The sequence below is a fragment of the Acinetobacter guillouiae CIP 63.46 genome (assembly GCF_000368145.1).
GTDB lineage: Bacteria > Pseudomonadota > Gammaproteobacteria > Pseudomonadales > Moraxellaceae > Acinetobacter > Acinetobacter guillouiae.
In genome coordinates this window covers 1,384,208-1,408,970 of record NZ_KB849283.1, presented here as the reverse complement: position 1 = coordinate 1,408,970, position 24,763 = coordinate 1,384,208, and the positions used below count along the sequence as shown (strand labels likewise).

Genomic DNA, 24,763 nt, shown 5'->3' with positions numbered 1-24,763 from the left:
TAAAGCAAAGGTTAAGTAATAGTGAGATTTAGCGAATTATTATAAGTTAAATCGTAATGATTAAATAGATTATACGGATTCCGTGTATATAATGAAGCATGAAAAATTAATTTGGATGGTATAAATGTCAGATTGGCCGCCGAAACCTCAAAATGACAATACAAATTTGAATTCCTCTGCAGGCCAACAGCCTACAGGACAGGAATGGAAGATCTTAGAGAAAGCAGTTCTTGCTTCAGTTGAAGAGCAACGTCGTACTCGTCGTTGGGGGATCTTCTTTAAAATACTCACTTTTCTTTATATTCTGTTTGTTTTAGTTGCACTAGGTAAGAGTTGTTCATTATCTGGGGCAGATGATGGAACAATAACCTCAGAGAATCATTTAGGGGTTGTCAATATCGTTGGTACGATTGATTCAAGTAGTCAAGGTGTAAATAGTACCGATACAATTAAATCATTAAAGAAAGCCTTTGAAGCAAAATCTGCGAAAGCTGTTGTACTGAATGTGAATTCACCAGGTGGGTCACCGGTTCAGTCTGATGATATTTGGCAAGAGATTCAATATCTTAAAAAACAAAATCCAGAGAAAAAAGTCTATGCTGTGATTGGTGATATGGGCGCTTCAGGTGCTTACTATATTGCATCAGCAGCAGACGAAATTTGGGTGAATCCTTCGAGTTTGGTGGGGTCAATCGGTGTAATTATGCCGAACTATGGTGTAAATGGTTTAGCCCAAAAATTAGGTGTTGAAGACCGTACCATGACGTCGGGAAGCAATAAAGACATACTTAGTATGACCAAGCCGATTAATCCAGAACAACGTGCGCATATTCAAGCTTTATTGGACAATGTCCATGATCACTTTATCGATGCTGTGAAAAAAGGCCGTGGTGAAAAGCTGAAATCGAAAGATCCAGCGATCTTCTCTGGCTTATTCTGGACAGGTGACCAAGCCATTAAATTGGGAATCGCAGATAAAGCAGGAAATATCGAAACATTGAAACGCGAATTAAAAGTGAAAAAGACAGTCAATTATACAGTTGAGCGTAGCCCATTTGACTCCGTTCTAGGCCGTTTAGGTTCAGAAATGGGTAATGGCTTAGGTGAAGCTGTGAGCCAAAAACTGGGTATGAACCAAGATGTGAAAATGCAATAGTCTAGGTTTTATGGATCAGTAAACAGTAATAGAGCAGTAGCATTGCTGTTTACTGATCCAACCTGTATGAAGTAAAAACAAAGTGTATGAAAAAAAAGAAAAATGAAAAATTAAGCCAAGCACAATCTTAAAGCTCTATTTTCTTGTTACCTTAAGCCTTTATAACTGCTTTAAACCTGTTTAATTCATTTGAGTGGCATCGCTAAGTGTAAAATAAGAGCACGGAGTTCACTTAAAATGTTTAACTGAATCCTATTTATCGGCTACAGTATTTTCAATTCATCATATTTAGAGTGTAAAGCAAGACATGGTTAGCCTATCTCACATGAAACCTGTTATTCATTTTGCCCATGCCAATGGTGTGCCATCTCAAGTCTATACCAAACTGTTTGATTTACTGAAAGATCAATATGATGTGATTTATGTTTCTCTGTTAGGTACAGATCAACGTTATCCTATTGATAACAATTGGTCGAATTTTGCAGATCAAGTGATTGATAGTATTGTGCAACAGTCTAATGGACGTAAAGTAATTGGTTTAGGTCATTCATTAGGCGCTGTGGCAACTTTTTTAGCCTCATTTAAGCGTCCAGATTTATTTGAACAAGCGATTTTATTGGATCCTCCTTTGATTATGGGGACCGCCTCCTTTATTTTTAATCTTGCAAAGAAATTTTATCCTCAAAAAATCGATGCAATGACACCAGCACATCTCAGCATACGCCGTCGAGATCATTGGGAATCACGTCAACAAGCCGCAGAGTTGTTACGTCCAAAGGGGTTTTATCAACATTTTGATGCAGATTGTTTTCAGGCTTATATCGATTATGCGCTAACAGAAGACCATGTTCGTGGAGGCGTAACTTTGACTATTCCTAAAGATGTTGAAGTTGCAATTTTTAGAACAGGTCCTTCTTATTGGTGGTTACCGCATCCACAGCCACAAGTTCCTGTAAATTTGGTGATTGGTTCAGAGAGTCCTTTTTTAAAACGTAAATTTCCACAAATAGCCAAAAAGAAATTTAATATTCCTTTTACCCTGACGGCTGGAGGACATATGTTTCCTTTGGAACATCCAGTTGAAACTGTTGAATTAATTAAAAAGCTGATTCAACAAAATTTATCTAATACCCATTAATCAGTCGTTGAATGAGTGGCAGGTTGTACCTCTCGCTAAATAAAGGTTTTTTATTACGGCCTATTGCTAAAAAGTCAGCTGTTTTTCCCATAAATTGATTCAAATCTTTTTATGTCAAACGTAGCAGTTCAAGCGACTGTGCTGCTATAAACCTATTGTTATATAAGGTTACTACACAGACAAATTTCGTTTAGCCATAAAAAATGCATCCGAGGATGCATTTTTTCGACAGTATTTTAAATCAAGCAATACTTAAAGCTGGCAAAATTGAATTGGCTGTTTAAGTGCTTGTCCCTTATATAAAACCTGACCATTTTCCAAGTGTTGAATGGTGCCATTACAGATCCACTCAACTGCTTGAGGATAAATTAAATGCTCAAGTACATGTACACGTGCTGCAAGGGATTGCACATTATCATGTAAATCGACTGTTAAAACACCCTGAGTCAACGCTTGTCCAGCATCTAACTCAGCAGTGACATAATGCACAGTACACCCGTGTAAAACATCACCGGTATTTAAAACACGTTGATGTGTATGCATGCCTTTGTAATAGGGCAATAGTGAAGGGTGGATGTTGACCATTTTCCCTTCCCATGCTTGGACAAATTTGGCACTGAGAATACGCATAAAACCAGCGAGAATGACTAAATCAACATCCCAATCCAGTAATTGTTGATGCATGACAGCATCAAAAGTTTCCCGATCAGGATAGTGTTTATGCTCAATCACCGTGGTTGCAATGCCTGCTTTTGCAGCGCGCTCTAAGGCAAATGCTTCAGGTTTGTTGGAAATGACCCCCACGATTTGCCCTGAAAGATTGGCATCAATCAAGGCTTGAAGGTTACTTCCACTGCCTGAGACAAGTACAGCAATTTTAATCATGTGAGAGACTTATGCAAAAATCACACGAATTTTTTCATCTGCGCCTTCAATAGAAGCCGCATTTTCTTGAATATGACCAATTGTCCATGCTTTTTCGCCTTGAGCAGTCAAAACTTCAATAGTTTTGTCAGCATCAGCAGCATCAACTGCGATGACCATACCCACACCACAGTTAAATGTGCGGTACATTTCAAATTGTTCTACAGCACCTTCACGTTGTAAAAGTTTGAACAATTCAGGCCATTGCCAAGACGATTCATTAATCACCGCTTGAGCGCCATTTGGAAGTACACGAGGTAAATTACCAGGTAAACCGCCGCCTGTGATGTGAGCCATTGCATGGACATCAACTTGTTTGCACAGTTCAAGCACTGGTTTTACATAAATACGTGTTGGTTCCATTGCAACATCTGCAAGCGGACGACCATCTACAATTTGAGTTAAATCGACGTTTTTCACGTCTAAGATTTTACGAAGTAAAGAATAACCGTTTGAGTGTGCACCAGAAGAGGCTAAGCCGATAAGAACATCACCTGCTTTTACTTTGGTACCATCAATGATTTTGCTTGCTTCAACTACACCCACAGAGAAGCCTGCGAGGTCATAGTCTTCACCTTCATACATTCCAGGCATTTCAGCAGTTTCACCACCGACCAATGCGCAGCCTGCAAGCTCACAACCTTTACCAATACCCGTCACAACATTTGCAGCAACATCAACATTTAAATGTCCAGTTGCGTAATAATCGAGGAAGAATAGAGGTTCAGCACCACATACAAGAAGATCGTTTACACACATTGCAACCAAGTCTTGACCAATGGTGTCATGACGATTTAAGTTCAATGCTAAACGTAATTTTGTACCGACACCATCTGTACCAGATACAAGAACAGGTTCTTCATAACCTTTAGGGATTCTGCAAAGTGCGCCGAAGCCGCCTAAACCACCCATTACTTCAGGGCGTGTTGTACGTTTAGCGACAGATTTGATTCGATCGACAAGTGCGTCGCCCGCTTCAATATCGACACCAGCGTCTTTATAGCTTAAACCAGTGTTTGGGGTAGAAGTTGAGTTGCTCATAATTGAAGTCTCCGCATTCGCGCGGGGATTATACCCGAATATACGAAACTCTTATGTTATTTCTGCACTAAAATGCTATCTTTATGAAAATATTTTCCCCTCCATAACGAATAAATTTGAAAAAGGCGTGATTCGATGCACGATCGGACTTTAAAACGAATTTTTATCCTTGCTGGAATTGCTTTAGTTTTATGGATTTTATATTTATTAAAACCTGTAGTGATTCCTTTTGTTGCGGCTTTTCTGGTTGCCTATTTATTTAGTCCAGTGGTGGATAAGCTGTCAAAAGTTTTACCAAGGTGGCTCTCTATTTCGGTGGTTTTTATTGGAATAGGCGTGTTACTGACTTGGGCAATATGGTTTGTTGTGCCCTTGGTTTGGAAACAATTAATTTATGCCCGTGACAGTATTCCTGCGGGAATCCATTGGGTGAATTCAACTTTCTTACCGTGGTTGTCCAACAATTTCAATGTTGAACATATGGAATTGGATACAGACCAAATTTCTAAAGTGGTGATGGAGTATGTTCAGACCAACTATAGTGCGGACAGTATTCAAGCGATGGCTTTAAAAATTGCCCAATCTGGACTGAGTTTTATTTCGATCGGCGGAACAATTGTTTTAATTCCAATTATTGCATTCTATTTCTTGCTTGATTGGAAGCGGATGTTGGAACACTTAAAAAGTTTTATTCCCCGTCAATATGAAAGCAATGTACTTAAAATTGTCGGTGAATGTCATAGCGTTTTGGGGGCTTTTGTCAAAGGACAGTTCCTTGTGATGATTTTATTGGGAATCGTCTATGCCGTAGGCTTGCAGTTGGTGGGTTTAGAGGTCGGATTAATTATTGGTATGATTGCGGGGCTGTGCAGTATCATTCCATATCTTGGCTTTGGTGTGGGGATTATTGCGGCAGTGATTGCTTGTTTTTTCCAGTTTGGTCTAGATCCAAAACATTTATTAATGGTTCTGGCTGTATTTGGTGTAGGGCAGCTCATCGAAGGATATATTCTTCAACCGTTCTTATTGGGTGATAAAATTGGTTTATCTCCTGTAGCTGTGGTATTTGCAGTACTTGCGGGGGCTCAGTTGGGTGGCTTTGTCGGGATGTTGATCGCACTGCCAGTTGCAGCTGTTATCGTGGTTTTACTCAAGCATCTCAAAGATTTATATCAAGAAAGTCAGTTCTTTAAAGCAGAGGATACTTTAGTGACCATACAAAATAATGGCACTACTGAAACAATTTCAGTCGAAAGCGACAAAGTTGATCTTGATATTGAAGTTAAAAACACGCAAGATACTGATCAATCGATTAAAAATGATCAAAATCCACTTTAGGAATGATTTGAATATATGCGTCAATTACAGTTGGATATAGAACCACAACTGGATGCCAGAATTAGTGATTTTTCTGGGCCAGGTTGGGGACCTGTAATTGATGCTGTGCGTCAGCTTCATGCAGGGCTGATGAATCGTTTCTACATCTATGGTGGTGCTGGAACTGGAAAAAGTCATTTACTCACGGCGATTTGCGATTCTTATTTAGAAATTGGCAAATCTGCGATTAAAGTATCGCTGTTAGAATTACTTGATGCGCCTATAGAGGCAATTACCTCATTAGAAAGCTATGATTTGGTTGCCTTGGATGATATCGAGGCCATTAGTGGCGTACCGCATTGGCAAAAAGCGGTATTTCATCTGATTAATAACAATAACGAAGATGGCGGACAGTTGGTGTTTTCATCACGATTTGCGCCGATAGAATTAAAGCTAGAATTACCAGACCTACAATCTCGCCTTACTCAGGCAGTCAGTGTAAAAGTACCGAGTGGACAGTCCTATGCAGATCGACATGCTTTATTGCATTCTGTGTTGGAACGTCGGGGTGTACATTTTGACCCACAAATAACGGAATATTTGCTATTACATGGGCCACATCAAACGAGTACACTACTTCAGTCTGTTGAACAGCTAGAAAAGTTATTAAAGGGTGAGAAGACGAAATTATCTCATGCAACTTTAAGACAGCTCTATGCATTGATTGATGAATATCGACAATAGTTGATTTTTACTATTGTTGAGTGCGCGTAACACAAGAAGTGAAGTCAATAGATCGGCCGATGAAAATTCTTGAGAATTTTTATTGTGTGTGACAAAGTACGCAAAAAGGACTGATAGCAAAGCGTAATGCTGGCTAATAAGAAATAATTAAAAGAAATCAAGGAGACTATAATGCTCAAACGGGGCATAGGCTTAGGATTATTATGTATTACTGGTCAGGCATTTAGTGCAAATATTACTGTGACTACCACAGACGATATTGTAAAAGCTGATAATCAGTGTTCATTAAGAGAAGCAGTTGAATACGTCAATCAGGGAATGCCTGAAGCTGGCTATAATGGTTGTGGTGGCGGCAAAGAGGTGACTGCAAAAATTATATTACAAGGCAATAAAGAGTATTCACTGAATAAGCAAATCCGAATATTAAAGGATGTCGCATTTGGTTCGACCTATGAAAGTAACGTAAATAATACACAAACGCTTGTAGGTAAAAACAATGCCATTATTAAAATGGTTGGAAAAGAACGTTTATTTCAGATCGAAAAAGATATAGATGAGAAAGCAGAGACACCACCTGCAATGCTGAAGGTTTCATTTGATGAAATTACCTTAAAAGGTTGTGGTCAAGAGCTATGTGCTAAGCAAGGCGGTCTGATCTATAACAAAGAAGCATTGGGGATAAGTAATAGCCAGCTTTTAGATGGTCATGCTGAAGAAGGTGGTGCAATCTATAATGCAGGCATTTATGCTGCGAATACCGCATTAAGTATCGTTGGGATTAACAAGACCTTAATCAAAGGCAATAAAGCAGAAAAAGGTGGTGTAATTTATACCGAATTACCTGCATTTGTTATCACACAATCATTAATTCGAGATAATGAGGTTACTGATGCTACAAGTTCAAACTTTGAAACACAAAATCAATTTTCTGAAGATGCATTAAAAGCCTTTGGCTCTACTGCGCCCTATGGGATTGAAAATAGTACGATTTTTAACAATAAAGGCTATGTGGTTAAAGTCTACGATGCTATGCAGCTCAACAATATCACCATGATCCTCAATAATATGGGTCTTATTGTAGACGCCCCTCAAAAGAAAGGTTTTGTCGCAAATAGTATTATTGCCAAAAATGGTACACAAGATTGTACGATTGTGTCTGGTGGTGAAGCAGAACAGATCAGCAATAACCTCTATTCTTCAGGATGCAATGGTTTTAAAGCAACAGCATTGGGTAATGCGCAACTGATTGCTGGAAGTACCACAGAAGGAAAATGTGACTTTAGTACTAATGGGATTTTATGCCCATTTGCTGAGTCACCGAGTGTAGCTTTAGGTTATTTTTTACCAAGAATTTTACCAAGTTATAACTCGGCTGAAGATTCTGTGATTATTAATCACGGTCCAGAACCTCAAGATAAAATAACAGCTTGTTCGACTCTTGATCAGCGAAGTAAACAGAGAAATTCCAATTCAGAATTATGTGATCGTGGTGCGATTGAACTGGTGATTGATCTTGGAAACATTTCGACCGTAGGGCAAGATATTTTATATGGTGAAACAGCTAAATTTTCAATCTCTGATCAATTACAAGATGGTGAACTTGTTAGTGCTGAAAAGTGTAAACAAATTTTTAATCGAGAATTGGATGATAATGGTAAGCCTTGGCAAATAGGTTGTTTAAAGATTATTCAAACCAATACGCCATCTAAAGGCACCATGACGATAAATCAGGCAGGTGATATTGTGTATACACCGAACGGTCAATGGCAAGGTTCAGATGAATTTAAAATTAATGTGGTGACATCGACCACAAGTTTTAATAAATCAGATAATCCTTATATTACGATTCCTGCACGAATTGTACAAAGAAAGCCAGATGATTTTAAAAACTATAAAGTAAAGACCTCTGGTGGAAGTCTAGGATTTCTTTCAATCATTGGACTGATTGGTTTAGCTGGCTATCGACGGATCAAGTATAAGTAAAGGATTGCACATGAAAAATTATAAAAAAGGATTTCTGACACTTGTTGTATTGTCGACCATGTCTTTGATGGCGGCAGAAGATAAAACGATTTATGTAACCACCTTTGATGATGAGGATGGGACAAATCCTGACAAGTGTTCATTAAGAGAAGCATTACACGCCGCCGCCACACATAAAGCTTATGGTGGCTGTAGTGCAGGACAGGTTTATTCAACAGTACCCAATGTAATTCAGTTGGAAGCAGGTGAATATAAGCTGACTAAAGAATTAAGACCCAACTCAGATGTTTCTATTATTGGTAAAGAGCCAGGTGATTATAGTCGCCCAGATGTATTAACCAATAATTTCCCTGCTGCAACCCCATTAAAAACCACAATTTCAGGTCAAGGAAACTCACGTATTTTCAATACCATTTATGAAAATAAGCCGAGTCTAACGCTGAATGATGTAATTTTAAAAAATGGCTCGAGTTTAAATGACAGCAATAATAATGTGGGTGGAGCAATTTATGCTGGCGGTGCACTCACCTTAAATAATGTAAATATTATGGATTCCAATGCGAAAGCAGGTGGGGCAATTTATTTAAATGATGTTTCAAGTTCTCTGACCATAAATTATGGTGTATTCCAGACCAATAAAGCGGAACTGGGCAGTGTACTTGGAATGACCTGTGCTGATAATTTAGAGTTTACCAAACGTAATATTGCCGTGAGTGGGGTAACATTTATTGGCAATGGTGCTGCAGATAGTTTAAGCATGCTTAATTTTTGTGGGCAACCTGCAGTGACCTTTTCTGCAAATACGATTACTGACAATATCGCAAGTGCAACTCAAGGTCGTATCATTCAATTTAGCCAATTGACACCACAAGGAAAAGTTAATTTTAGTGATATTTCTTCTTTATCACTGATCAGTAATACCATTGTCAATAATAATGCTTGGGCAACATTATTGTATGGATACAATGGGATAAAAGTATTAAGTAATAATATATTGGCTTATAATAATGATGGAAAATCTTGTCGCTATGCAAATGGGGATGTGAGTAAAGTTGTAGGTTCGGGTGTTGTACTTACTTATAACGCCTTAAAGCTGACTGCAGGTAATGATCAGTGTGAAGTTGCAGAAGAGCTGACTAAAGAGGGTAAAGATCATACATTTGATGTGAGTAATATTGCATTCACAACTATTTTAAATAAGATAGAACCGCCGAGTGAGTCTACAGGCTTTATGCCAATGTATTTCCCTATAAACTTAGGCACAGACAAAGACCTAGTCGATATTGGTTATATGGGTTGTAGTGGCGTTGATCAGCGTGGTGTTAAACGCGTGATTGCGGAGAACTCCAATGGTCCAAATGACGTGGCAAACTCATGTGATATTGGCTCTACAGAGGTTTTACGTCTCACCGCAAATAATCTGAGTGCAAGTAATACTTCGGTTGTTGTGGCACTTAATTCTTATCAAAACATATTGGATAATTATAATAAATTGATTGCTGATCCAGCGACCAAACAGGAGTATGTTCCTTTTTATAAAATCCAATCAGAGCTGTATAGTAATTTAATCAAATACACCAAATCAGACCAGAAATATCGCACGATCTTTGTCGATCCTTTTGCAGCCAATCTACCTGCAGAAATTATAACCAAAGACGCTATTGGTAATGATGTGCGAGTGGTAAAACATTTAACTGCAGACAATTATAATGTGATTGTAGAACCACTTGGTGTCGGAGTATTAAATGATAAGAAACAATTTGTAGGTAAAAAAGAGCCAAAATTCGATTGTGTATGGAATAAAGACTTAAAGAGAATTATGTTATGGCGTATAGATGACAATGTTACACCATCAGGTGACAATGAATTCTGTAGCTATAAACTAGAGTTAAAGACAGATCCAAGCATTAGCTCTTCAGCCTATATCATTGGAAGCTTTACCAATATTGCACCTATTACTAAAGATGCAACATTTAATATTGAACAAGGCTCAACCAAAGCGATTGATGTAGATCTACTGCAATATGCAAATGATGATGGTGATGGTAATGCTGCTGCGTTAACAGAGAAGCCGAATAAACCAAAATTTTATGTCAATGCAGATGGGGTTGAATTACCAATTCGAATTGGAACAAATATCGATCCTGTGGTCATTACCGCGGATCGTAGTGGGCCTTGTCCTGGTAGCGACAATAAATATACCTGCTATGGTGGCAAAATCCATATCCAACTTAGAAATACACTTGATCCATTTAGTTATAAATTTACCTATTATGTGTATGATGCGGATGGAAAAATTTCTACTCCTGAAAATAGTAGTGTTGAAGTGGCTACTGTTACTTTGAAAAACTCAGGTACTGCGCCAGGAAGCCCACGGGTCAGTGGCGGTGGTTCATTGGGTTGGTTGAGTCTTCTTGGGTTATTAGGGCTGACAGGTTATCGTCGTTATCAAGCGAATAGACAACCAAAGCCGTAACAGTCAAATCAATACAGATAAAATGATCGTTTTTAACACATTGTGTTATAGCAAAAAGCCAGTTTATAAAAACTGGCTTTTTGCTATCTGTATGTTTTTTGCTATTTGTATGGGCTTTCTTCCTAATTTGTATTATAAGTTTTAAATAGAAAGGGTTTGTTGATTGATTTCCCTTAAATCATTGAAAAGTTATTCATTTTGAACTGATATGAAGCAATTTACTGTACTTACACCGCTTGAACAGATCTCATGTAGTTCTGATGAATTACTTTCGATTAAAAGAAATGATTTGGTTCCATTACTCGACAATCAAACACGACTGAATTTATATGCCGATCAGTTGATTCAAGCACAATCGGTACTGTTAAAAGCCATTGATCCAAGTTTGACGCAAAAGCTGAGTCAAATTATTGCACAAATTATTCAGCAATTATCTGCATCCAAGAAAAAGCTAAATCAACGTAAATTCAATGCGATACAAAAATGGTTAGGCTTGGATTTGGAGTTTAGTGTCGGGCAAGTCAAATATTTAAATGATTTAGAAAGTTTAATTGATGAAGCCAAACATTTGAGTCAAAGATTACAAATCGAAATTCAAAAGTCGGAAGCAAGATTCCAACAAGCCAATGGTTTAAGAGAGCAAATGGCGAAATATATTCGTGCAGCGCAGGAATTTTTACATGAATATCCTGCTTTTGTACAACATCGTCATCCCTTGGATAACTTTGCAGAGCGGTTGTCTAAGAAAGTCAATACGCTACAAACGTTACAAGCCAGTAATGATATTGCGTTAGCACAAATGCAGTTAACACAACAACTTTCATTGAGCTTACTTGATCGCTTTAATGAAGCTCAGCATGTGCTGATTCCTGCATGGCAATATCATGTCAAACAGAGTAGTGCGCAGAATTCTTTTACAAGGACTGAAGAACTGGATAAAAGTCGTGATAAATTAATTCAATCATTAAAGAAATCATTAGAAAATAAATAGGATACAAGTATGAGCGATTCGAATCATCAAGCATTAACTGAACAATCCAATACGCCGTTGGAATTGCAGAAGTTTGAACAATTGAATTTGAAAGAAATAGGCTTAAATACTGAGGATTTTAATGAGGTTGTAAATGCGCATAAAGACTTGGCCAATATTAATCATGCATCCGTTGCTGAATATGGTAAAAATATTGCGACCAAAACATCCACATATACAGATGAATTACTCAACTTAGTCAAAAATAAAGACCTAGATGTGACTGGGCAAAAATTAAATGAAGTTGTGCAAGTTGCTCAGCAATTGAATACATCCAGCATTTTGAATCAATCGAAAAACTCAGGATTTATTGGAAGCATACTCAGTAAGTTTAAAGGTGCTAAGCAAAATTTCGATCAACATTTTAATACCACCAAAGAGCAAATAGATTCATTGGTCAAAGAAATTGAAACATCGCAAACAGGTTTAAAGGCGCGAGTAGATACATTAGATCGAATGTTTAATGGGGTACAAGAAGAATATCGACAACTGGGTATTTATATTGCCGCAGGACGAATCAAGCAAGTAGAAGTGCAGCAAGAAATTGCGACTTTATCTCAGCAAGAGCAAGATCCTAAAACCAATCAGCGTGTTTATGACCTTAATCATTTAGCCAACAATCTAGAAAAGCGGGTCAGTGATTTACAAGTCTTGCAACAATCTGCAATGCAAACCTTACCGATGATTCGTATTATTCAATCCAATAATATGATGTTGGTCGATAAATTTTATGCGATTAAAAATATTACTTTACCCGCATGGAAAAACCAGATCAGCTTGGCGATTTCTCTAAATGAGCAACGTAATAGTGTACAACTTGCCAACACGATTGATGATGCAACCAATGAGCTATTAAAACGTAATGCAGATTTACTTCATCAAAATTCTGTGGATACTGCCAAAGCCAATCAACGTTCAGTGATTGATATTGAAACGCTTGAACATGTTCAAAATACCCTGATTAAAACTGTAAATGATGTCATTCAAATTCAGAAAGAGGGCATGCAAAAACGTGAAGAGGCTTCGACTCGGATTAAAGCGCTTCAATCGAATTTACAACAGTTGGTATTAGATACCAGTACGCATCAATCCTAAGCCAAAGCTTAAATCTTGGCACAATCTCATCTAAAGGTGTAAAGGTTGACTGAAAAAACTCAATATCCTGTAGATATTCAACAGATCGAACATGGATTAAAAATACTTCAGCATCGAAAACGGAATTTGATGGTTTCGGCTGTGGTTTTATCCTCTGTAGGTATCGCAAGTTTAGTTTCTGTTTTTTTTCAACAGGAATTGGTTTTTAACTTGTTTGGTGTAGCTCAACAGGTTCATCAATTACACTTGCCATATATTCTAGATCAGCAGTTAAGAGAATATATTTATCAACCAGACTACCTGATGAATGCATTGTCATGGTTTGGCTGGTTGATCTTAAAATTAATTGTGTCTTTTATTGGCGCATTTATTATTGTTGCTGTATTAAAAAAAATTCGCTTTTTTAAAGTGCGCTTTCAATCTTTTATCCTTAAATTTGTTGCATGGCTGTTATCCTTGATTGTGCTATGGTCTGGTTTGACTTATGTGCAATATGATCTTAAAGATGATGAAGACAAAGAGTTAAAATCATTTATAAAGTATGATCAAAACATTCAGCAAAGCGATATTTATCAATATCTGCAAAGATCGGATGCGCCTGAAACAGTACAAAGCTATTTATTGGCACAAACTGCGTTGATGCATAAACCTGTTGATAAGGTTGTGGCTACGGTTTACACAGAAAAATTGATTAAAGCGGAGCAATCCGATTCGCGCTTTTTAGAATATGGCTTTAAACCTGAGCAATTATGGACAATTCAACATCAGGTATTTAATCGAGCGCTTTCCCCGATTGCGCAAGGTGTTGAAGCGCAAGTGAGTCGTGCAAGCTTTTGGTCGAACATTGTTGAAAAGGTTTTATGGGGAATTTCAGCACTCAGTTTATTTTTTAGCTTGATGATTTATTGGGTGGCAAGTCGAATTGCCAAACGTTTACACCGAATTGGTCATCGTATCGGTTAGTGCAACGCTACAAAGCTTATACTTTGTAAAAATCTTGATAAAAAAGCACTTTTGCTAATCACAAAAGTGCTTTTTTATTGCTGTAAAATTAAATCTCGTTGTCCTAAGCGACATCTTTCGCTCGGTTGGTAATCAGATCTTTCAGTTCTAAGGTATCAAAGGTTTTATCCCAAATTTCACCATCCACAATATAGTAGGGGGTAGGGTGTTTACCGAAACCTTGTACATAATGAGTAATCTCAGTTTGTTTGTCTGCGATTTCCTTATGTTGAATAGAACGTAGAACTTTCGTACCATCCAAGCCCATACCTTCAATGATTTGTTTCAGCACTTCAGGGTTGGCAATGTCTTTACCATGGGCGAATATGGCATGGAATAAAGCCTGCGTTAATGCGAATTGGTCAAAGATATTATCTAAAGCCAATATCGCCTGATGGGCTAAGCGACTATTGGGCATACGCTTCATATGCTCAATATCCACGGTTAAATCTTGACTATAGGCAGCAAATTTTGCCATATCAAGTTTACGATTGGCTTCTTTGGTTCCATATCTTTCAGTTAGGTATTGATAAACATCTAAGCCTTGTTCTGGAATTTCTGGTAAAACTTGCACAGGTAATAATTCGATTTTTTTCGCCATGGGTTGATTCCAATGTTGTTTGAGTTTTTCAAACGCCACATAACTCATTGGATAGACGATATCGAATACGAACTCTATTTTCATTGTTTTACCTCTTCACTTATTTATTCAGGAATTGTGAATAAGTACACCTTGTTGTACTTAATTGGAGAAACCACAACATAAATTTAGCTTAAAACTTTGTGGCTTGGCTGCGCATGAATTTTTGTAGAGAGATGGTCGAAGAAATATTATTTTTGTTGAAAATTAATCTAATTTTAAGTTTCGAGGAAGTCGGGGGGTGTCTATTGATTTTCTAGTCAATGCCCATATATATACCAGCATTAAAGAATTTAAATTTGAGAATAGGGGGATATGCTGATGAGAAAGTCGTTGATTTTTGTTAAACTAAAAAACCGATTGATTTAATAAAAACAAACTGTTTTATCTATTTTTTAAATAGACGTAATATACATTCAACGAAAGAAATTTACTCCCTTGGAGATTGTTAGCATGTTAGATACAAATACTTCTGCTCAATTAAAAACATTGTTAGAGCGTCTTGAGAGCCCAATTGAAATTGTTGCTTCTTTAAATGGTTCTGATAAGTCAGACAAAATTAAAGAATTGGTGACTGAAATTGCTGCACTGTCAGATCAAGTGACTGCACGTTTCGATGGTCAGAATGATCGTAAACCGAGCTTTGGTATTGCAAAAGTAGGTGAACAACCTCGTGTATTCTTTGCTGGTTTACCGATGGGGCATGAGTTTACCTCGTTAATTTTAGCTTTATTACAAGTATCAGGTTATGCGCCAAAAGTTTCTGATGAAATCTTAGCTCAAGTTAAAGGTTTAAACCTGAGTGCAAATTTTGATGTATTTGTTTCTTTAAGCTGTCACAACTGCCCAGATGTTGTTCAAGCACTTAACTTGATTGCAATTAATAATCCAGGCACTACAGCGACCATGATCGATGGTGCATTCTTCCAAGATGAAGTTGAAGAACGCAAAATCTTGGCTGTACCTATGGTTTTCCAAAATGGCGAACATATTGGTCAAGGTCGTATGACTTTAGAAGAAATCGTTGCGAAATTGGACAGCGGTGCTGCGGCTAAAGATGCTGAAAAGCTGAATGCTAAAGAAGCGTTTGACGTATTGGTGATTGGTGGCGGACCTGCTGGTGCAACATCTGCGGTATATGCTGCACGTAAAGGGATTCGCACAGGTATTGTTTCTGAGCGTTTTGGTGGTCAGGTCATGGACACCATGGATATTGAAAACTTTATCTCAGTACAAAAAACACAAGGTCCTAAGTTTGGTTCAGATATGGAAGCGCATGTACGTGAGTACGGTGTGGACATTATGAACTTACAAAAAGTGAAAAACATTGTTGGTGCTGATCAAACAACTAATGGCTTAGTTGAAGTTGAACTGGAAAATGGTGCAAAACTTGAATCGAAAACGGTCATCTTATCTACAGGTGCACGTTGGAGAGAGATGAATGTACCTGGTGAGAAAGAGTACAAAACACGTGGTGTTGCGTATTGCCCACACTGTGATGGTCCATTATTTAAAGGCAAAAAGGTTGCCGTGATTGGTGGGGGTAACTCAGGTGTAGAGGCCGCAATTGATCTTGCAGGTATTGTTGAACATGTCACATTGATCGAGTTTGATACTCAACTTCGTGCTGACCAAGTGCTTCAAGATAAATTGAATAGTTTGCCAAATACCACGGTGATTTTGAATGCACTCTCTACAGAAGTGATTGGTGATGGTTCGATTGTGACAGGGTTGAAGTATAAAGACCGTGCAACAGACGAACTGCATACTATTGAACTTGCGGGAATCTTTGTACAAATTGGTTTATTACCAAACACAGATTTCTTAAAAGCAACTGCTGTAGAACTTTCAAACCGTAATGAAATTGTGGTGAATGATCGTAATGAAACCAATGTAAAAGGTGTATTTGCTGCGGGTGACTGTACAACAGTGCCTTATAAACAAATCATTATTGCAGCTGGTGAGGGTGCAAAAGCGTCTTTATCTGCATTCGATTACATCATTCGTTCAGGTCAATAATCTTTCGATGATTGCACGTTGAAAAGCAAGCCAAAGTGTCGCAATGAGCACTTTGGCTTGTCTTAACATTTATCTCATGTTTTACCCTTGATAGGAATTGAGTTGCTAACAGCTCAATTCCTTTTTTTGTGTTGGAGATTGAATACTATTGAAGAGAGCTTGCGAAAATAAGCTTTGTTAATGTTGCAGCTCTTGAACAAGTGCAATGGTTTTCTGTTCTGCTGCTTGGATCGATTGTGCTAACAACTCGCCACCAAATTCCTGATACTCAATTGCAATTTCATGAAATTTTTCGATACCAATAAAATTGAATGCTGTTTTGATTGCGGGTTCAGCATGATTGGGAAATGGCGCATCAACTGCATCAAAGTCATGCCCACCACGGGCAGAAAGGATAATCATGGTTTTTTGATGATCTAACAGCCCTGAGTAAGGTTGTTCTTTGCTGAGATCAAATGTGTAGGTTTTATTCATTCTCACGATGTGATCAATATAGGCCTTTAAATGTGCAGGTGTGCCAAAGTTATACATTGGCACACCAAGCACAATAATATCTGCCCAGTGCAATTCCTCGATAAATTCATTACTCAGTTGTAAGCGTTGTTGCGCCTTTTCTTCAGATTCTGCATAGCCAAATTCAGAAATGATCCACTCTTCATCAATATAAGGCGGTGGGTTTTGACCTAAATCACGATGTTTAACTTGTACAGATGAATCAATTTCATTCCATTGATCAATAAATAATGCGGTTAAGCGTCGGCTTAAAGAACCATGTGGGTGCGTACCTGAAATACCTGTTCTTAAACTAGTATCTATTTTTAGTATATTTGCCATGATCATTACTCAATTTGTTGTTTGTTCAAATTGATTTTTATAGAATATGAAAAAAACAACAAACGATAAAAATACATGTTATAACTGAATATAATTCATTTATATTTTACACGGTGATCTTTGGTGGTTTTGCATAATTCCTTGGAGCAGTTGTTGGCCTTTCAGTATGTTGCTGAACAACTCAGCTTTAAAAAAGCAGCAGTCCAATTGTTTTTAACAGCTACCGCCTTAAGCCATCGTATCAAGAAGCTGGAACAGCAATTGAATATTCAATTATTCGAGCGGCGTACACGCTCGATCAGCCTGACGCCAGAAGGAGAGTATTTACTTAAGCATGTGCAATCAGGTTTTGGGCAGATTCAAACGGCTTTGTTTCAACTAGAGCAAAATAAACAAAGATTATTGACCATTACCACAACACCATCGTTTGCAAGTGAGTGGATTATTCCCTATTTGCCAGAGTTACAAAGTCGCTTTCCCAATATTATGTTTCGGGTACATGCAAGTTATGACCTCGTTAATATGACTTCCGGTCTCTATGATTTAGCGATTCGGTATGGTTCAGGGGGCTATCAAGATGTTGATACAGAATTATTAGCAGTTGATGAATATGTAGCTGTCGGGCATCCCTCTTTGGATATTGCAACTATGAACTGGATGACTGCACCATTGATTCACTTTACCTGGGGAGATGAATACTGTCCAAATCGAGTCAATTGGCAGAAATGGTTTGAAAAACAAGGCTTACATATTCAAGCAGGGCAAGCGCAGGTATTTTATACGCAAGAAAGTCATGCAATTCAGGCTGTATTGTCTGGGCAGGGGATTGCATTATTAAGCCGCATTTCGATTGCCAATGATTTACAACAAGGACGGCTGAAAATTGTATCGCCGTGTGTTGAAACGGCATGGAATTACTATTTTTTAACTTTGCCAGATGCTGATTTTATTGTGAATGAAGTCAAACAGTGGTGTAAGGAGAAGTTTTCGCAAAATTTTGCCCATGAATAAAGATCTATGAATTTTTTCGTCGCTTAGCTTTTTGCTTAAATTACCTATCTTGAAATTAAAATTTAAATCAAACGTGATTTTTTAAATAAGAAAAAAGCCAAAGTGTTCCCCAAATACACCTTGGCTTTTCCCTAATGTTATTGTTTTCCCCTTTTTATGAGCTGTGTTGCCATACAGCTCAGCTCCATTTTCTTTATTGTTATTATTATCTGAACCTATGCGTTAACTAAGCAAAATACGTTCCAAAATTAGAATTGGTGTCGCATTTTGTCTTAGCCAAACAAACTTAGATAATGAAAGCGATTTAATAATTGCGCTTTGCTTTCTATATGTTGTGGATTTTGAACAATACATTCAATCGGACAGACATCCACACAGGTTTGATGTTCATAAAATCCGACACATTCAGTACAACGCTGTGTATCAATTTCATAGAACTTTTCGCCCTCAAAAATTGCCTGATTGGGGCATTCTGGTACACACATATCACAATTGATGCACTGGTCTGTAATCATTAAAGCCATTTCGATATCCTAAACTGCTTGGTAAGCCAATGATGATGCTGAAATATCAGCAGTCGAATTTGGTAAGTTTCTAATTAATAAGGCATATTGCATATCAATATCGGCAGGAATTGGAATTTCTACAATATATCCTGAGCCTTTTGCATCTATGATCGGTTGTCTATTTTTATCTAAAATTTCATAAAGAATAAATGTGATGTTGCCAGATGTGGTCATGAGTTCCATGGAGTCACCCACAACAAAACGATTCTTTACCTCAATCTTGATGTAATCATCGTTGCGTTCAAGCACTTCACCAACAAATTGTTGATGATCAAATTGAGAAGATCCCGTTGCATAGTTTTGATATTCGGCATGGACATGGCGGCGTAAGAAACCTTCGGTATAACCTCGATTGGCTAAACCTTCGAGTTGTGACATTAACGCCCGATCAAAAGGTTTTCCTTGTAGCGCATCATCAATCGCTTTGCGATAAATTTGTGCTGTTCTAGCGCAATAAAAGTAAGATTTGGTGCGTCCTTCGATTTTTAAGGAATGAATGCCCATCTTGGTTAAACGATCTACATGTTGAACTGCACGTAAGTCTTTAGAGTTCATAAAGTAAGTGCCATGTTGGTCTTCTTCAGCAGCAAACATGTCTTCTTTATGACGTTGTAATAAAACCGGTTCGCCAAATTGATGTTGTTGTATAGCGTGTTGCTCGTCGGCATCTTTATTGTTGCAACAGTCTGATGCTGTCTCCAGTTGTTGGACTGGAATGACATCCCCAGATGCATCTTCTGTTGCTTCGTGAATATTGTATTCCCAGCGACATGCATTGGTGCAAGCGCCTTGATTTGCATCACGTTTATTCATATAGCCTGAAAGTAAGCAACGACCGGAATAAGCCATACAGAGTGCACCGTGTACGAACACTTCGATTTCCATATCGGGTACATTCTGTTTAATTTCTTCAATTTCCTCGATAGATAACTCACGTGACAAAATGACACGGGTGAGTCCCATATTTTTCCAAAATTTTACGGTTGCCCAATTGACCGCATTTGCCTGTACAGACAGATGGATGGATATTTGTGGGAAATTTTCTCGAACCAGCATGATCAAGCCAGGATCTGACATGATCAGTGCATCAGGTTGCATGGCGACCACAGGTTCAAGATCACGAATAAAATTTTTTAATTTAGCATTATGTGGTTGAATATTCACCACCACATAAAATTTTTTGCCTAAGGCATGCGCTTCAGCAATCCCTATTTTTAAATGATCATGATCAAACTCATTATTACGAACTCGCAAGCTATAGCGAGGTTGACCTGCATATACCGCATCGGCACCGTAAGCAAATGCATAACGCATATTCTTCAATGATCCAGCTGGTGATAGGAGTTCAGTAATGTGTGAGATGCTCATATAAATTTAAAAGGCATACTAAAAATATGGTTTTATTGTAAGGGTTTGAAAATAAGATTCAACCTAGTAAAACACTCAGGATTAACTGGGTGAATTTTCATTAAAACACTTAATATTCAATATTTTATGTTTAATTAATTGGGTTTTTTGAAAAACCCTAAAAAATTATTTAAGCCTTTTTAATTGCTGATCGATAATAATTTCACCATCTTCTTTACTAAAAGCAGCACGTTGTGGCGCAGATAAGAGATCTAAAACCAATTCAGATGGCCGACATAAACGAACACCCAATTCAGTCACGACAAAGGGGCGGTTGATTAAAATCGGGTATTGCAACATGAAATTAAGCAGCTGATCGTCAGTCCATTCTGTTTGATCTAGTTTTAAGGTTTTATAAACATCAACATTTTTACGTATTGCATCTCGTACCGACAAAGCAGATTGCTGAATCAAATCGATGAGTTGTGCTTTGCTTGGCGGATACTGTAAATATTCGATCACTTCTGGTTCGATACCTGCATTTCGAATGAGTGCAAGGGTATTGCGTGAAGTCCCACAGGCAGGATTATGATAAATCTTAATTTGAGATGACATCGATCGACTCTCTGTTAAAAAGCAATATTGCATTTATATATGGATATGCGTATATTCGCAATAGTGAATATGCTAAACCATAAAATTGAGTAATTGCGATGGATCAACCCGATTTCTTTAAGTGCTTATCTGACCCAACTCGTTTGGATATTTTAAAAATTGTGTTGGCACAGGGGAACGTTTGTGTTTGTGAAATCACTGAAGCCTTAAATTTAAGCCAGCCAAAGATTTCTAGACACTTGGCTTTGTTGAGAAATTTGTCCATTTTACTTGATCAACGCAAAGGCCAATGGGTGTATTACCGTTTAAATCCTGAATTACCAGAATGGGCCAATGCAGTATTAAACATAATTGCAGCTCAAACTGCGAATTCAGTTGTGGGTCGTTCAGACTTGATCCAGATCAACAGTTGTTGTGAGTAAGCTGTTATGAACTCAAATCAGCCAACTTCGCGGCTTTCTTTCTTAGATCGAAATTTAACTTTATGGATCTTTATTGCGATGGGATTGGGGATCTGCATCAGCGTATATTTCCCGCAGGCTACTGTGGCTTTAAATCGTTTAAGCCTAGATTCAGTCAATATACCCATTGCGATAGGTTTAATTTTGATGATGTATCCGCCACTTGCCAAAGTGGATTATGCGACCTTAGCTGAAGTCTTCAAAGATAAACGAACGCTGACTTTGTCTTTGCTACAAAACTGGTTAATCGCGCCGTGCCTGATGTTTGCCTTAGCGATTGTGTTTTTACATGCTTATCCTGAATATATGACGGGTTTAATTCTTATTGGTTTAGCACGTTGTATTGCGATGGTATTGGTATGGAATAATTTAGCATGTGGTGATAACCAATATGTCGCAGCTTTGGTTGCTTTTAATAGTATTTTCCAAATCGTCTTTTTTAGTACTTATGCTTGGTTGTTTTTAACAGTTCTACCACCGTATTTTGGTGTAGCAGGAAAAGTTATTGATGTTAGCTTCTGGACGATTACACATGCAGTTTTAATCTATTTAGGTATCCCATTTTTATTGGGCTTTCTAAGTCGGATCATTCTAGTTAAACGTAAAGGATTAGATTGGTATCAACATACGTTTATCGCTAAAGTCAGTCCGCTAAGTTTATTGGCATTGTTATTTACCATTGTGGCGATGTTTAGTTTAAAAGGGGCGGATGTAGTTAGCTTACCATTCGATGTACTGCGAATTGCCATCCCATTAACCCTGTATTTTGTGGTGATGTTTTTCCTGAGCTTTTTTATGAGCAAATGGATGGGCAATGATTATCCTAAAACTACGGCGATTTCTTTTACCGCAGCAGGAAATAACTTTGAGTTGGCACTTGCTGTCGCGATTGCAACATTTGGATTGGCTTCACCTGTCGCATTTACCACGATTATTGGTCCTTTGGTTGAAGTCCCTGTATTGATTGCGTTGGTCAGTGTTTCGCTATGGCTGCGCAAAACTGTTTTTAAATCGGCAGATGGGCTCAATCAGCAGAGGGAATAGCCGAAAGACCCATTCAACACAATGTAAATTATTCCGAAGCTTCAAGTTTTTTGACAATCTGACAATGATCAATGGTGGTGTTTGATGAGCAGGATTGACGTAATTCATGCAGTTGCGATTTAAAATGCTGTAATTCATATATTCGAGTTTCTACATGTCGAATATGTTCTTCAATCAATTGGTCAATGATTTTACAACCTTGTTCAGGATGTTGTAGATGCTCTAAAAGTTGAGTAATTTCATGTAAGGTCATATCTAATGCGCGGCAACGTTTAATAAAAATAAGCCGCTTTAATGTTTCATCATCATAATATTTATAATTATTATCTGCACGGTAACTGGATCTGATTAAATTTTTTTTCTCATAAAAACGCACAGTATCCGTCGACAGCTGAGTTTTTTTTGCGAGGTCACTAATTAAGTATTGCTGCATGGCTTATTTTCCTGAATCAACTTGACCTTGGACTAACTCCATAGTTTTAAATAGCAGTATAGCTGATTTTTTCATCATTGTTGACGCATGTGCTGATTTTCTTTAAAGCCCCAACTTGACTGAAAATAAGCAGATAAGTCCATTTATATTGAATCAAGGAGAAGTGTCATGGCGTGTACATGTAGTCATGAACCTGCACCACAGAAACCGAATAGCAAGTTTAGAACGGCTTTGTGGATTGCACTGTTTATTAACCTTGCCATGTTTTTTGTTGAATTGATTGGTGGGGCGTATGCACATTCTTCTGCACTTTGGGCGGATTCTCTGGATTTTTTTGGTGACTCGGTCAATTATGCCGTCTCTTTAGCGGTGTTAGGCGCAAGTCTGTACTGGCGAGCGACCGTTGCCTTATTTAAAGGGGCAATCATGGCAATTTTTGGTTTTGTCGTGATTGGCAAAACGATTTATGCTTATACGAAAGGGATCCCTCCAGAAGCGATTACCATGGGAGCGATTGGTGTATTGGCTTTAATCGCCAATGTGATTTCAGCCCTTGTGCTTTACGCTTTTAGAGATGGGGATTCCAATATGCAGTCTGTTTGGCTGTGTAGTCGTAATGATGCGATTGGAAATGTCGCAGTAATCTTTGCAGCACTTGGGGTGTTTGGTACAGGAAGCATGTTGCCAGATATTATTGTGGCTGTGATTATGGCGACTTTAGGCTTAACAGGCGGTTATCAGGTGATGAAGAAAGCATTACAAGAACGTAAACAAAATATGCCGACTCAACAAGTACTACAATGACGCTCATCTAAACCACAATAAGGTATTTTTGATCTCAGCAATGGGATCAAAAAACCATCATGAGGCAAGCGTTTAAATTTCAGTTATACGGGTTGCCATTTTGCTCCAAAAATTATTCCAGAGTTCTAAATACTCAGACTGGACTTGGTCCAAATACTGTTGGTTGTTTTGATCATAGCATTGTATCAGTAGGGTCCAAATGTCATCTTGATGGTTGTCATCATTGGCAAGGGTCGCGTCATTTTGATCAGCCAGCCCATGACAAGCATAATAACCTTCAATAAATTTACTGTTGTAAATCGACATGTTGTTGCGGAGTGCTTCACTAAACTTTATGACTTGCAATTCTGTACAAGCCAAAATGAGCAATAATTCTGTATAAGAATTGATATGTTGGTGAATAAATTGAGCCAATGCGAAAGCTTCTATTTCAGTCTGTTGCTGATCTAATGGATCTAATTCCAACTGCTGCATCAATTTTAAAAAATAAACCAGATGTGATTTGGATGCAGCGCTTTTTTCGAGTTGGTGTGTATTGAAACCCAGTTCATCAATTAAGTTTAGCGACAGTAAGTAGCGTGCATATATTTTAGCTGCAATCCTATTTTCTGGATGAATATTATGGTTTTTTTCGAGGCTAACGGCTTGATAAATTACCATGCTAAGTGCATCTGTAAAATTTTTAACAATCGCGGTAAAATAATTAATATGAATGAATTTAAGCTGTTCAAGCGTCAGCTGGCTTTGATTCAACTGGACTAATATGGGATGCTTAAATAAAATATGACAGTGTGTTTGCCGTTTTAAGTTTGCGATAGCTTGAGTATTTTGCTGCCATAATTCAGGTTGCAAGGAATTTTGAATGAAATGCAGCAACTCGAAACGAGTATGTTCAGATTGCGTGAAAGATAATATGCTCATATGCTGCATTAAAATTTTAATTTTGCCGTTTTTATAATAGTAAAAAACAATTTGTTTTGCTAGTATTTATACAGGTTTAATATTTTATATTTCATATACTTGCCTTTGTAGTCTTGATGTTTTTTTATAAAAACTCAGTATTCATATGAATTTAAGATATAA

Annotated in this window: 23 protein-coding genes; 14 read left to right on the top strand and 9 right to left on the bottom strand. The window is 37.8% G+C overall.

The window, feature by feature from the left end; translation table 11 throughout:
- Nucleotides 1–124: 124 nt before the first annotated feature.
- A complete protein-coding gene (gene sppA / locus F981_RS11690) occupies nt 125–1,156 on the top strand; it encodes a signal peptide peptidase SppA (RefSeq protein WP_004721766.1) in 1,032 nt (343 codons plus the stop codon).
- 325 nt (nt 1,157–1,481) lie between these two features.
- Entirely contained in the window at nt 1,482–2,294 is an 813-nt protein-coding gene (locus F981_RS11685) for an alpha/beta fold hydrolase (RefSeq protein WP_016539044.1), read from the top strand.
- 252 nt (nt 2,295–2,546) lie between these two features.
- Here the strand turns inward: F981_RS11685 and purN are convergent, their stop codons facing one another.
- Both purN and purM read right to left on the bottom strand, forming a co-directional pair.
- The gene (gene purN, locus F981_RS11680; protein ID WP_004721762.1) at nt 2,547–3,179 is read right to left on the bottom strand and encodes a phosphoribosylglycinamide formyltransferase; all 633 of its coding nucleotides are present in this window, start codon (nt 3,177–3,179) and stop codon (nt 2,547–2,549) included.
- 9 nt (nt 3,180–3,188) lie between these two features.
- Complete coding sequence (gene purM / locus F981_RS11675; protein ID WP_004721761.1) at nt 3,189–4,259, bottom strand: phosphoribosylformylglycinamidine cyclo-ligase; 1,071 nt, start codon at nt 4,257–4,259, stop codon at nt 3,189–3,191.
- A 135-nt stretch (nt 4,260–4,394) separates the two neighbouring features.
- Between purM and cxpE the strand changes: the two genes are divergently transcribed.
- The 7 genes from cxpE (at nt 4,395) to F981_RS11640 (ending at nt 13,867) form a co-directional block, all read left to right on the top strand.
- Complete coding sequence (cxpE, locus tag F981_RS11670; protein WP_004721760.1) at nt 4,395–5,597, top strand: chloramphenicol efflux transporter CxpE; 1,203 nt, start codon at nt 4,395–4,397, stop codon at nt 5,595–5,597.
- Nucleotides 5,598–5,612: 15 nt separating this feature from the next.
- The gene (gene hda, locus F981_RS11665; RefSeq protein ID WP_004721759.1) at nt 5,613–6,320 is read left to right on the top strand and encodes a DnaA regulatory inactivator Hda; all 708 of its coding nucleotides are present in this window, start codon (nt 5,613–5,615) and stop codon (nt 6,318–6,320) included.
- Nucleotides 6,321–6,491: 171 nt separating this feature from the next.
- Complete coding sequence (gene rbtA / locus F981_RS11660) at nt 6,492–8,303, top strand: rhombotarget A (RefSeq protein WP_004721757.1); 1,812 nt, start codon at nt 6,492–6,494, stop codon at nt 8,301–8,303.
- Nucleotides 8,304–8,313: 10 nt separating this feature from the next.
- Nucleotides 8,314–10,779 carry a CSLREA domain-containing protein gene (locus F981_RS11655; protein WP_004721755.1) on the top strand — a complete coding sequence of 822 codons (2,466 nt, stop codon included), beginning with the start codon at nt 8,314–8,316 and terminating at the stop codon, nt 10,777–10,779.
- A gap of 208 nt (nt 10,780–10,987) precedes the next feature.
- On the top strand, nt 10,988–11,770 hold the full coding sequence (locus tag F981_RS11650; RefSeq protein WP_004721753.1) for a hypothetical protein: 783 nt from the start codon (nt 10,988–10,990) through the stop codon (nt 11,768–11,770).
- A gap of 9 nt (nt 11,771–11,779) precedes the next feature.
- Nucleotides 11,780–12,904, top strand: a complete 1,125-nt coding sequence (locus F981_RS11645) for a toxic anion resistance protein (protein WP_004721751.1) — start codon at nt 11,780–11,782, stop codon at nt 12,902–12,904.
- 45 nt (nt 12,905–12,949) lie between these two features.
- Nucleotides 12,950–13,867, top strand: a complete 918-nt coding sequence (locus F981_RS11640; protein WP_016539043.1) for a hypothetical protein — start codon at nt 12,950–12,952, stop codon at nt 13,865–13,867.
- Between the two features lie 103 nt (nt 13,868–13,970).
- On the opposite strand, the gene F981_RS11635 is transcribed toward F981_RS11640, so the two are convergent.
- Nucleotides 13,971–14,591 carry a DsbA family oxidoreductase gene (locus tag F981_RS11635; protein ID WP_004721747.1) on the bottom strand — a complete coding sequence of 207 codons (621 nt, stop codon included), beginning with the start codon at nt 14,589–14,591 and terminating at the stop codon, nt 13,971–13,973.
- Between the two features lie 408 nt (nt 14,592–14,999).
- Here F981_RS11635 and ahpF point away from each other — a divergent pair, with 408 nt between their 5' ends.
- The gene (ahpF, locus tag F981_RS11630; RefSeq protein ID WP_004721745.1) at nt 15,000–16,565 is read left to right on the top strand and encodes an alkyl hydroperoxide reductase subunit F; all 1,566 of its coding nucleotides are present in this window, start codon (nt 15,000–15,002) and stop codon (nt 16,563–16,565) included.
- 177 nt (nt 16,566–16,742) lie between these two features.
- Here ahpF and F981_RS11625 read toward each other — a convergent pair whose 3' ends face one another.
- Nucleotides 16,743–17,399 (bottom strand): FMN-dependent NADH-azoreductase, encoded by a 657-nt coding sequence (locus tag F981_RS11625; protein ID WP_004721743.1) that lies wholly within the window; start codon nt 17,397–17,399, stop codon nt 16,743–16,745.
- A gap of 153 nt (nt 17,400–17,552) precedes the next feature.
- Here F981_RS11625 and F981_RS11620 point away from each other — a divergent pair, with 153 nt between their 5' ends.
- Nucleotides 17,553–18,410: a LysR substrate-binding domain-containing protein gene (locus F981_RS11620; protein ID WP_004721740.1), complete on the top strand. Its 858-nt coding sequence runs from the start codon at nt 17,553–17,555 to the stop codon at nt 18,408–18,410.
- Between the two features lie 272 nt (nt 18,411–18,682).
- Here the strand turns inward: F981_RS11620 and F981_RS11615 are convergent, their stop codons facing one another.
- The 3 genes from F981_RS11615 to arsC form a co-directional block, all read right to left on the bottom strand.
- On the bottom strand, nt 18,683–18,934 hold the full coding sequence (locus F981_RS11615) for a YfhL family 4Fe-4S dicluster ferredoxin (protein ID WP_004721738.1): 252 nt from the start codon (nt 18,932–18,934) through the stop codon (nt 18,683–18,685).
- A 9-nt stretch (nt 18,935–18,943) separates the two neighbouring features.
- Complete coding sequence (trhP, locus tag F981_RS11610; RefSeq protein ID WP_035371560.1) at nt 18,944–20,344, bottom strand: prephenate-dependent tRNA uridine(34) hydroxylase TrhP; 1,401 nt, start codon at nt 20,342–20,344, stop codon at nt 18,944–18,946.
- 165 nt (nt 20,345–20,509) lie between these two features.
- The gene (arsC, locus tag F981_RS11605; protein WP_004721734.1) at nt 20,510–20,938 is read right to left on the bottom strand and encodes an arsenate reductase (glutaredoxin); all 429 of its coding nucleotides are present in this window, start codon (nt 20,936–20,938) and stop codon (nt 20,510–20,512) included.
- Nucleotides 20,939–21,036: 98 nt separating this feature from the next.
- On the opposite strand from arsC, the gene F981_RS11600 reads away from it, so the two are divergent.
- Nucleotides 21,037–21,360, top strand: a complete 324-nt coding sequence (locus F981_RS11600; protein ID WP_004721732.1) for an ArsR/SmtB family transcription factor — start codon at nt 21,037–21,039, stop codon at nt 21,358–21,360.
- A 6-nt stretch (nt 21,361–21,366) separates the two neighbouring features.
- Nucleotides 21,367–22,443 (top strand): ACR3 family arsenite efflux transporter, encoded by a 1,077-nt coding sequence (arsB, locus tag F981_RS11595; RefSeq protein ID WP_004721729.1) that lies wholly within the window; start codon nt 21,367–21,369, stop codon nt 22,441–22,443.
- A gap of 28 nt (nt 22,444–22,471) precedes the next feature.
- Here arsB and F981_RS11590 read toward each other — a convergent pair whose 3' ends face one another.
- On the bottom strand, nt 22,472–22,876 hold the full coding sequence (locus F981_RS11590) for a Cd(II)/Pb(II)-responsive transcriptional regulator (RefSeq protein ID WP_004721728.1): 405 nt from the start codon (nt 22,874–22,876) through the stop codon (nt 22,472–22,474).
- Nucleotides 22,877–23,044: 168 nt separating this feature from the next.
- On the opposite strand from F981_RS11590, the gene F981_RS11585 reads away from it, so the two are divergent.
- Nucleotides 23,045–23,680 carry a cation efflux transmembrane domain-containing protein gene (locus F981_RS11585; protein ID WP_004721726.1) on the top strand — a complete coding sequence of 212 codons (636 nt, stop codon included), beginning with the start codon at nt 23,045–23,047 and terminating at the stop codon, nt 23,678–23,680.
- A gap of 72 nt (nt 23,681–23,752) precedes the next feature.
- On the opposite strand, the gene F981_RS11580 is transcribed toward F981_RS11585, so the two are convergent.
- Nucleotides 23,753–24,601, bottom strand: a complete 849-nt coding sequence (locus F981_RS11580) for a hypothetical protein (RefSeq protein ID WP_004721724.1) — start codon at nt 24,599–24,601, stop codon at nt 23,753–23,755.
- Between the last annotated feature and the right edge of the window lie 162 nt (nt 24,602–24,763).

Coding starts and splice junctions, on each gene's coding strand:
- arsB (WP_004721729.1), top strand. CDS start 21,367: ATGAACTCAAATCAGCCAACTTCGCGGCTTTCTTTCTTAGATCGAAAT.
- rbtA (WP_004721757.1), top strand. CDS start 6,492: ATGCTCAAACGGGGCATAGGCTTAGGATTATTATGTATTACTGGTCAG.
- F981_RS11600 (WP_004721732.1), top strand. CDS start 21,037: ATGGATCAACCCGATTTCTTTAAGTGCTTATCTGACCCAACTCGTTTG.
- F981_RS11580 (WP_004721724.1), bottom strand. CDS start 24,601: ATGAGCATATTATCTTTCACGCAATCTGAACATACTCGTTTCGAGTTG.
- arsC (WP_004721734.1), bottom strand. CDS start 20,938: ATGTCATCTCAAATTAAGATTTATCATAATCCTGCCTGTGGGACTTCA.
- F981_RS11685 (WP_016539044.1), top strand. CDS start 1,482: ATGAAACCTGTTATTCATTTTGCCCATGCCAATGGTGTGCCATCTCAA.
- ahpF (WP_004721745.1), top strand. CDS start 15,000: ATGTTAGATACAAATACTTCTGCTCAATTAAAAACATTGTTAGAGCGT.
- purM (WP_004721761.1), bottom strand. CDS start 4,259: ATGAGCAACTCAACTTCTACCCCAAACACTGGTTTAAGCTATAAAGAC.
- cxpE (WP_004721760.1), top strand. CDS start 4,395: ATGCACGATCGGACTTTAAAACGAATTTTTATCCTTGCTGGAATTGCT.
- F981_RS11585 (WP_004721726.1), top strand. CDS start 23,045: ATGGCGTGTACATGTAGTCATGAACCTGCACCACAGAAACCGAATAGC.
- F981_RS11645 (WP_004721751.1), top strand. CDS start 11,780: ATGAGCGATTCGAATCATCAAGCATTAACTGAACAATCCAATACGCCG.
- F981_RS11635 (WP_004721747.1), bottom strand. CDS start 14,591: ATGAAAATAGAGTTCGTATTCGATATCGTCTATCCAATGAGTTATGTG.
- trhP (WP_035371560.1), bottom strand. CDS start 20,344: ATGAGCATCTCACACATTACTGAACTCCTATCACCAGCTGGATCATTG.
- F981_RS11590 (WP_004721728.1), bottom strand. CDS start 22,876: ATGCAGCAATACTTAATTAGTGACCTCGCAAAAAAAACTCAGCTGTCG.
- F981_RS11655 (WP_004721755.1), top strand. CDS start 8,314: ATGAAAAATTATAAAAAAGGATTTCTGACACTTGTTGTATTGTCGACC.
- purN (WP_004721762.1), bottom strand. CDS start 3,179: ATGATTAAAATTGCTGTACTTGTCTCAGGCAGTGGAAGTAACCTTCAA.
- hda (WP_004721759.1), top strand. CDS start 5,613: ATGCGTCAATTACAGTTGGATATAGAACCACAACTGGATGCCAGAATT.
- sppA (WP_004721766.1), top strand. CDS start 125: ATGTCAGATTGGCCGCCGAAACCTCAAAATGACAATACAAATTTGAAT.
- F981_RS11615 (WP_004721738.1), bottom strand. CDS start 18,934: ATGGCTTTAATGATTACAGACCAGTGCATCAATTGTGATATGTGTGTA.
- F981_RS11650 (WP_004721753.1), top strand. CDS start 10,988: ATGAAGCAATTTACTGTACTTACACCGCTTGAACAGATCTCATGTAGT.
- F981_RS11625 (WP_004721743.1), bottom strand. CDS start 17,399: ATGGCAAATATACTAAAAATAGATACTAGTTTAAGAACAGGTATTTCA.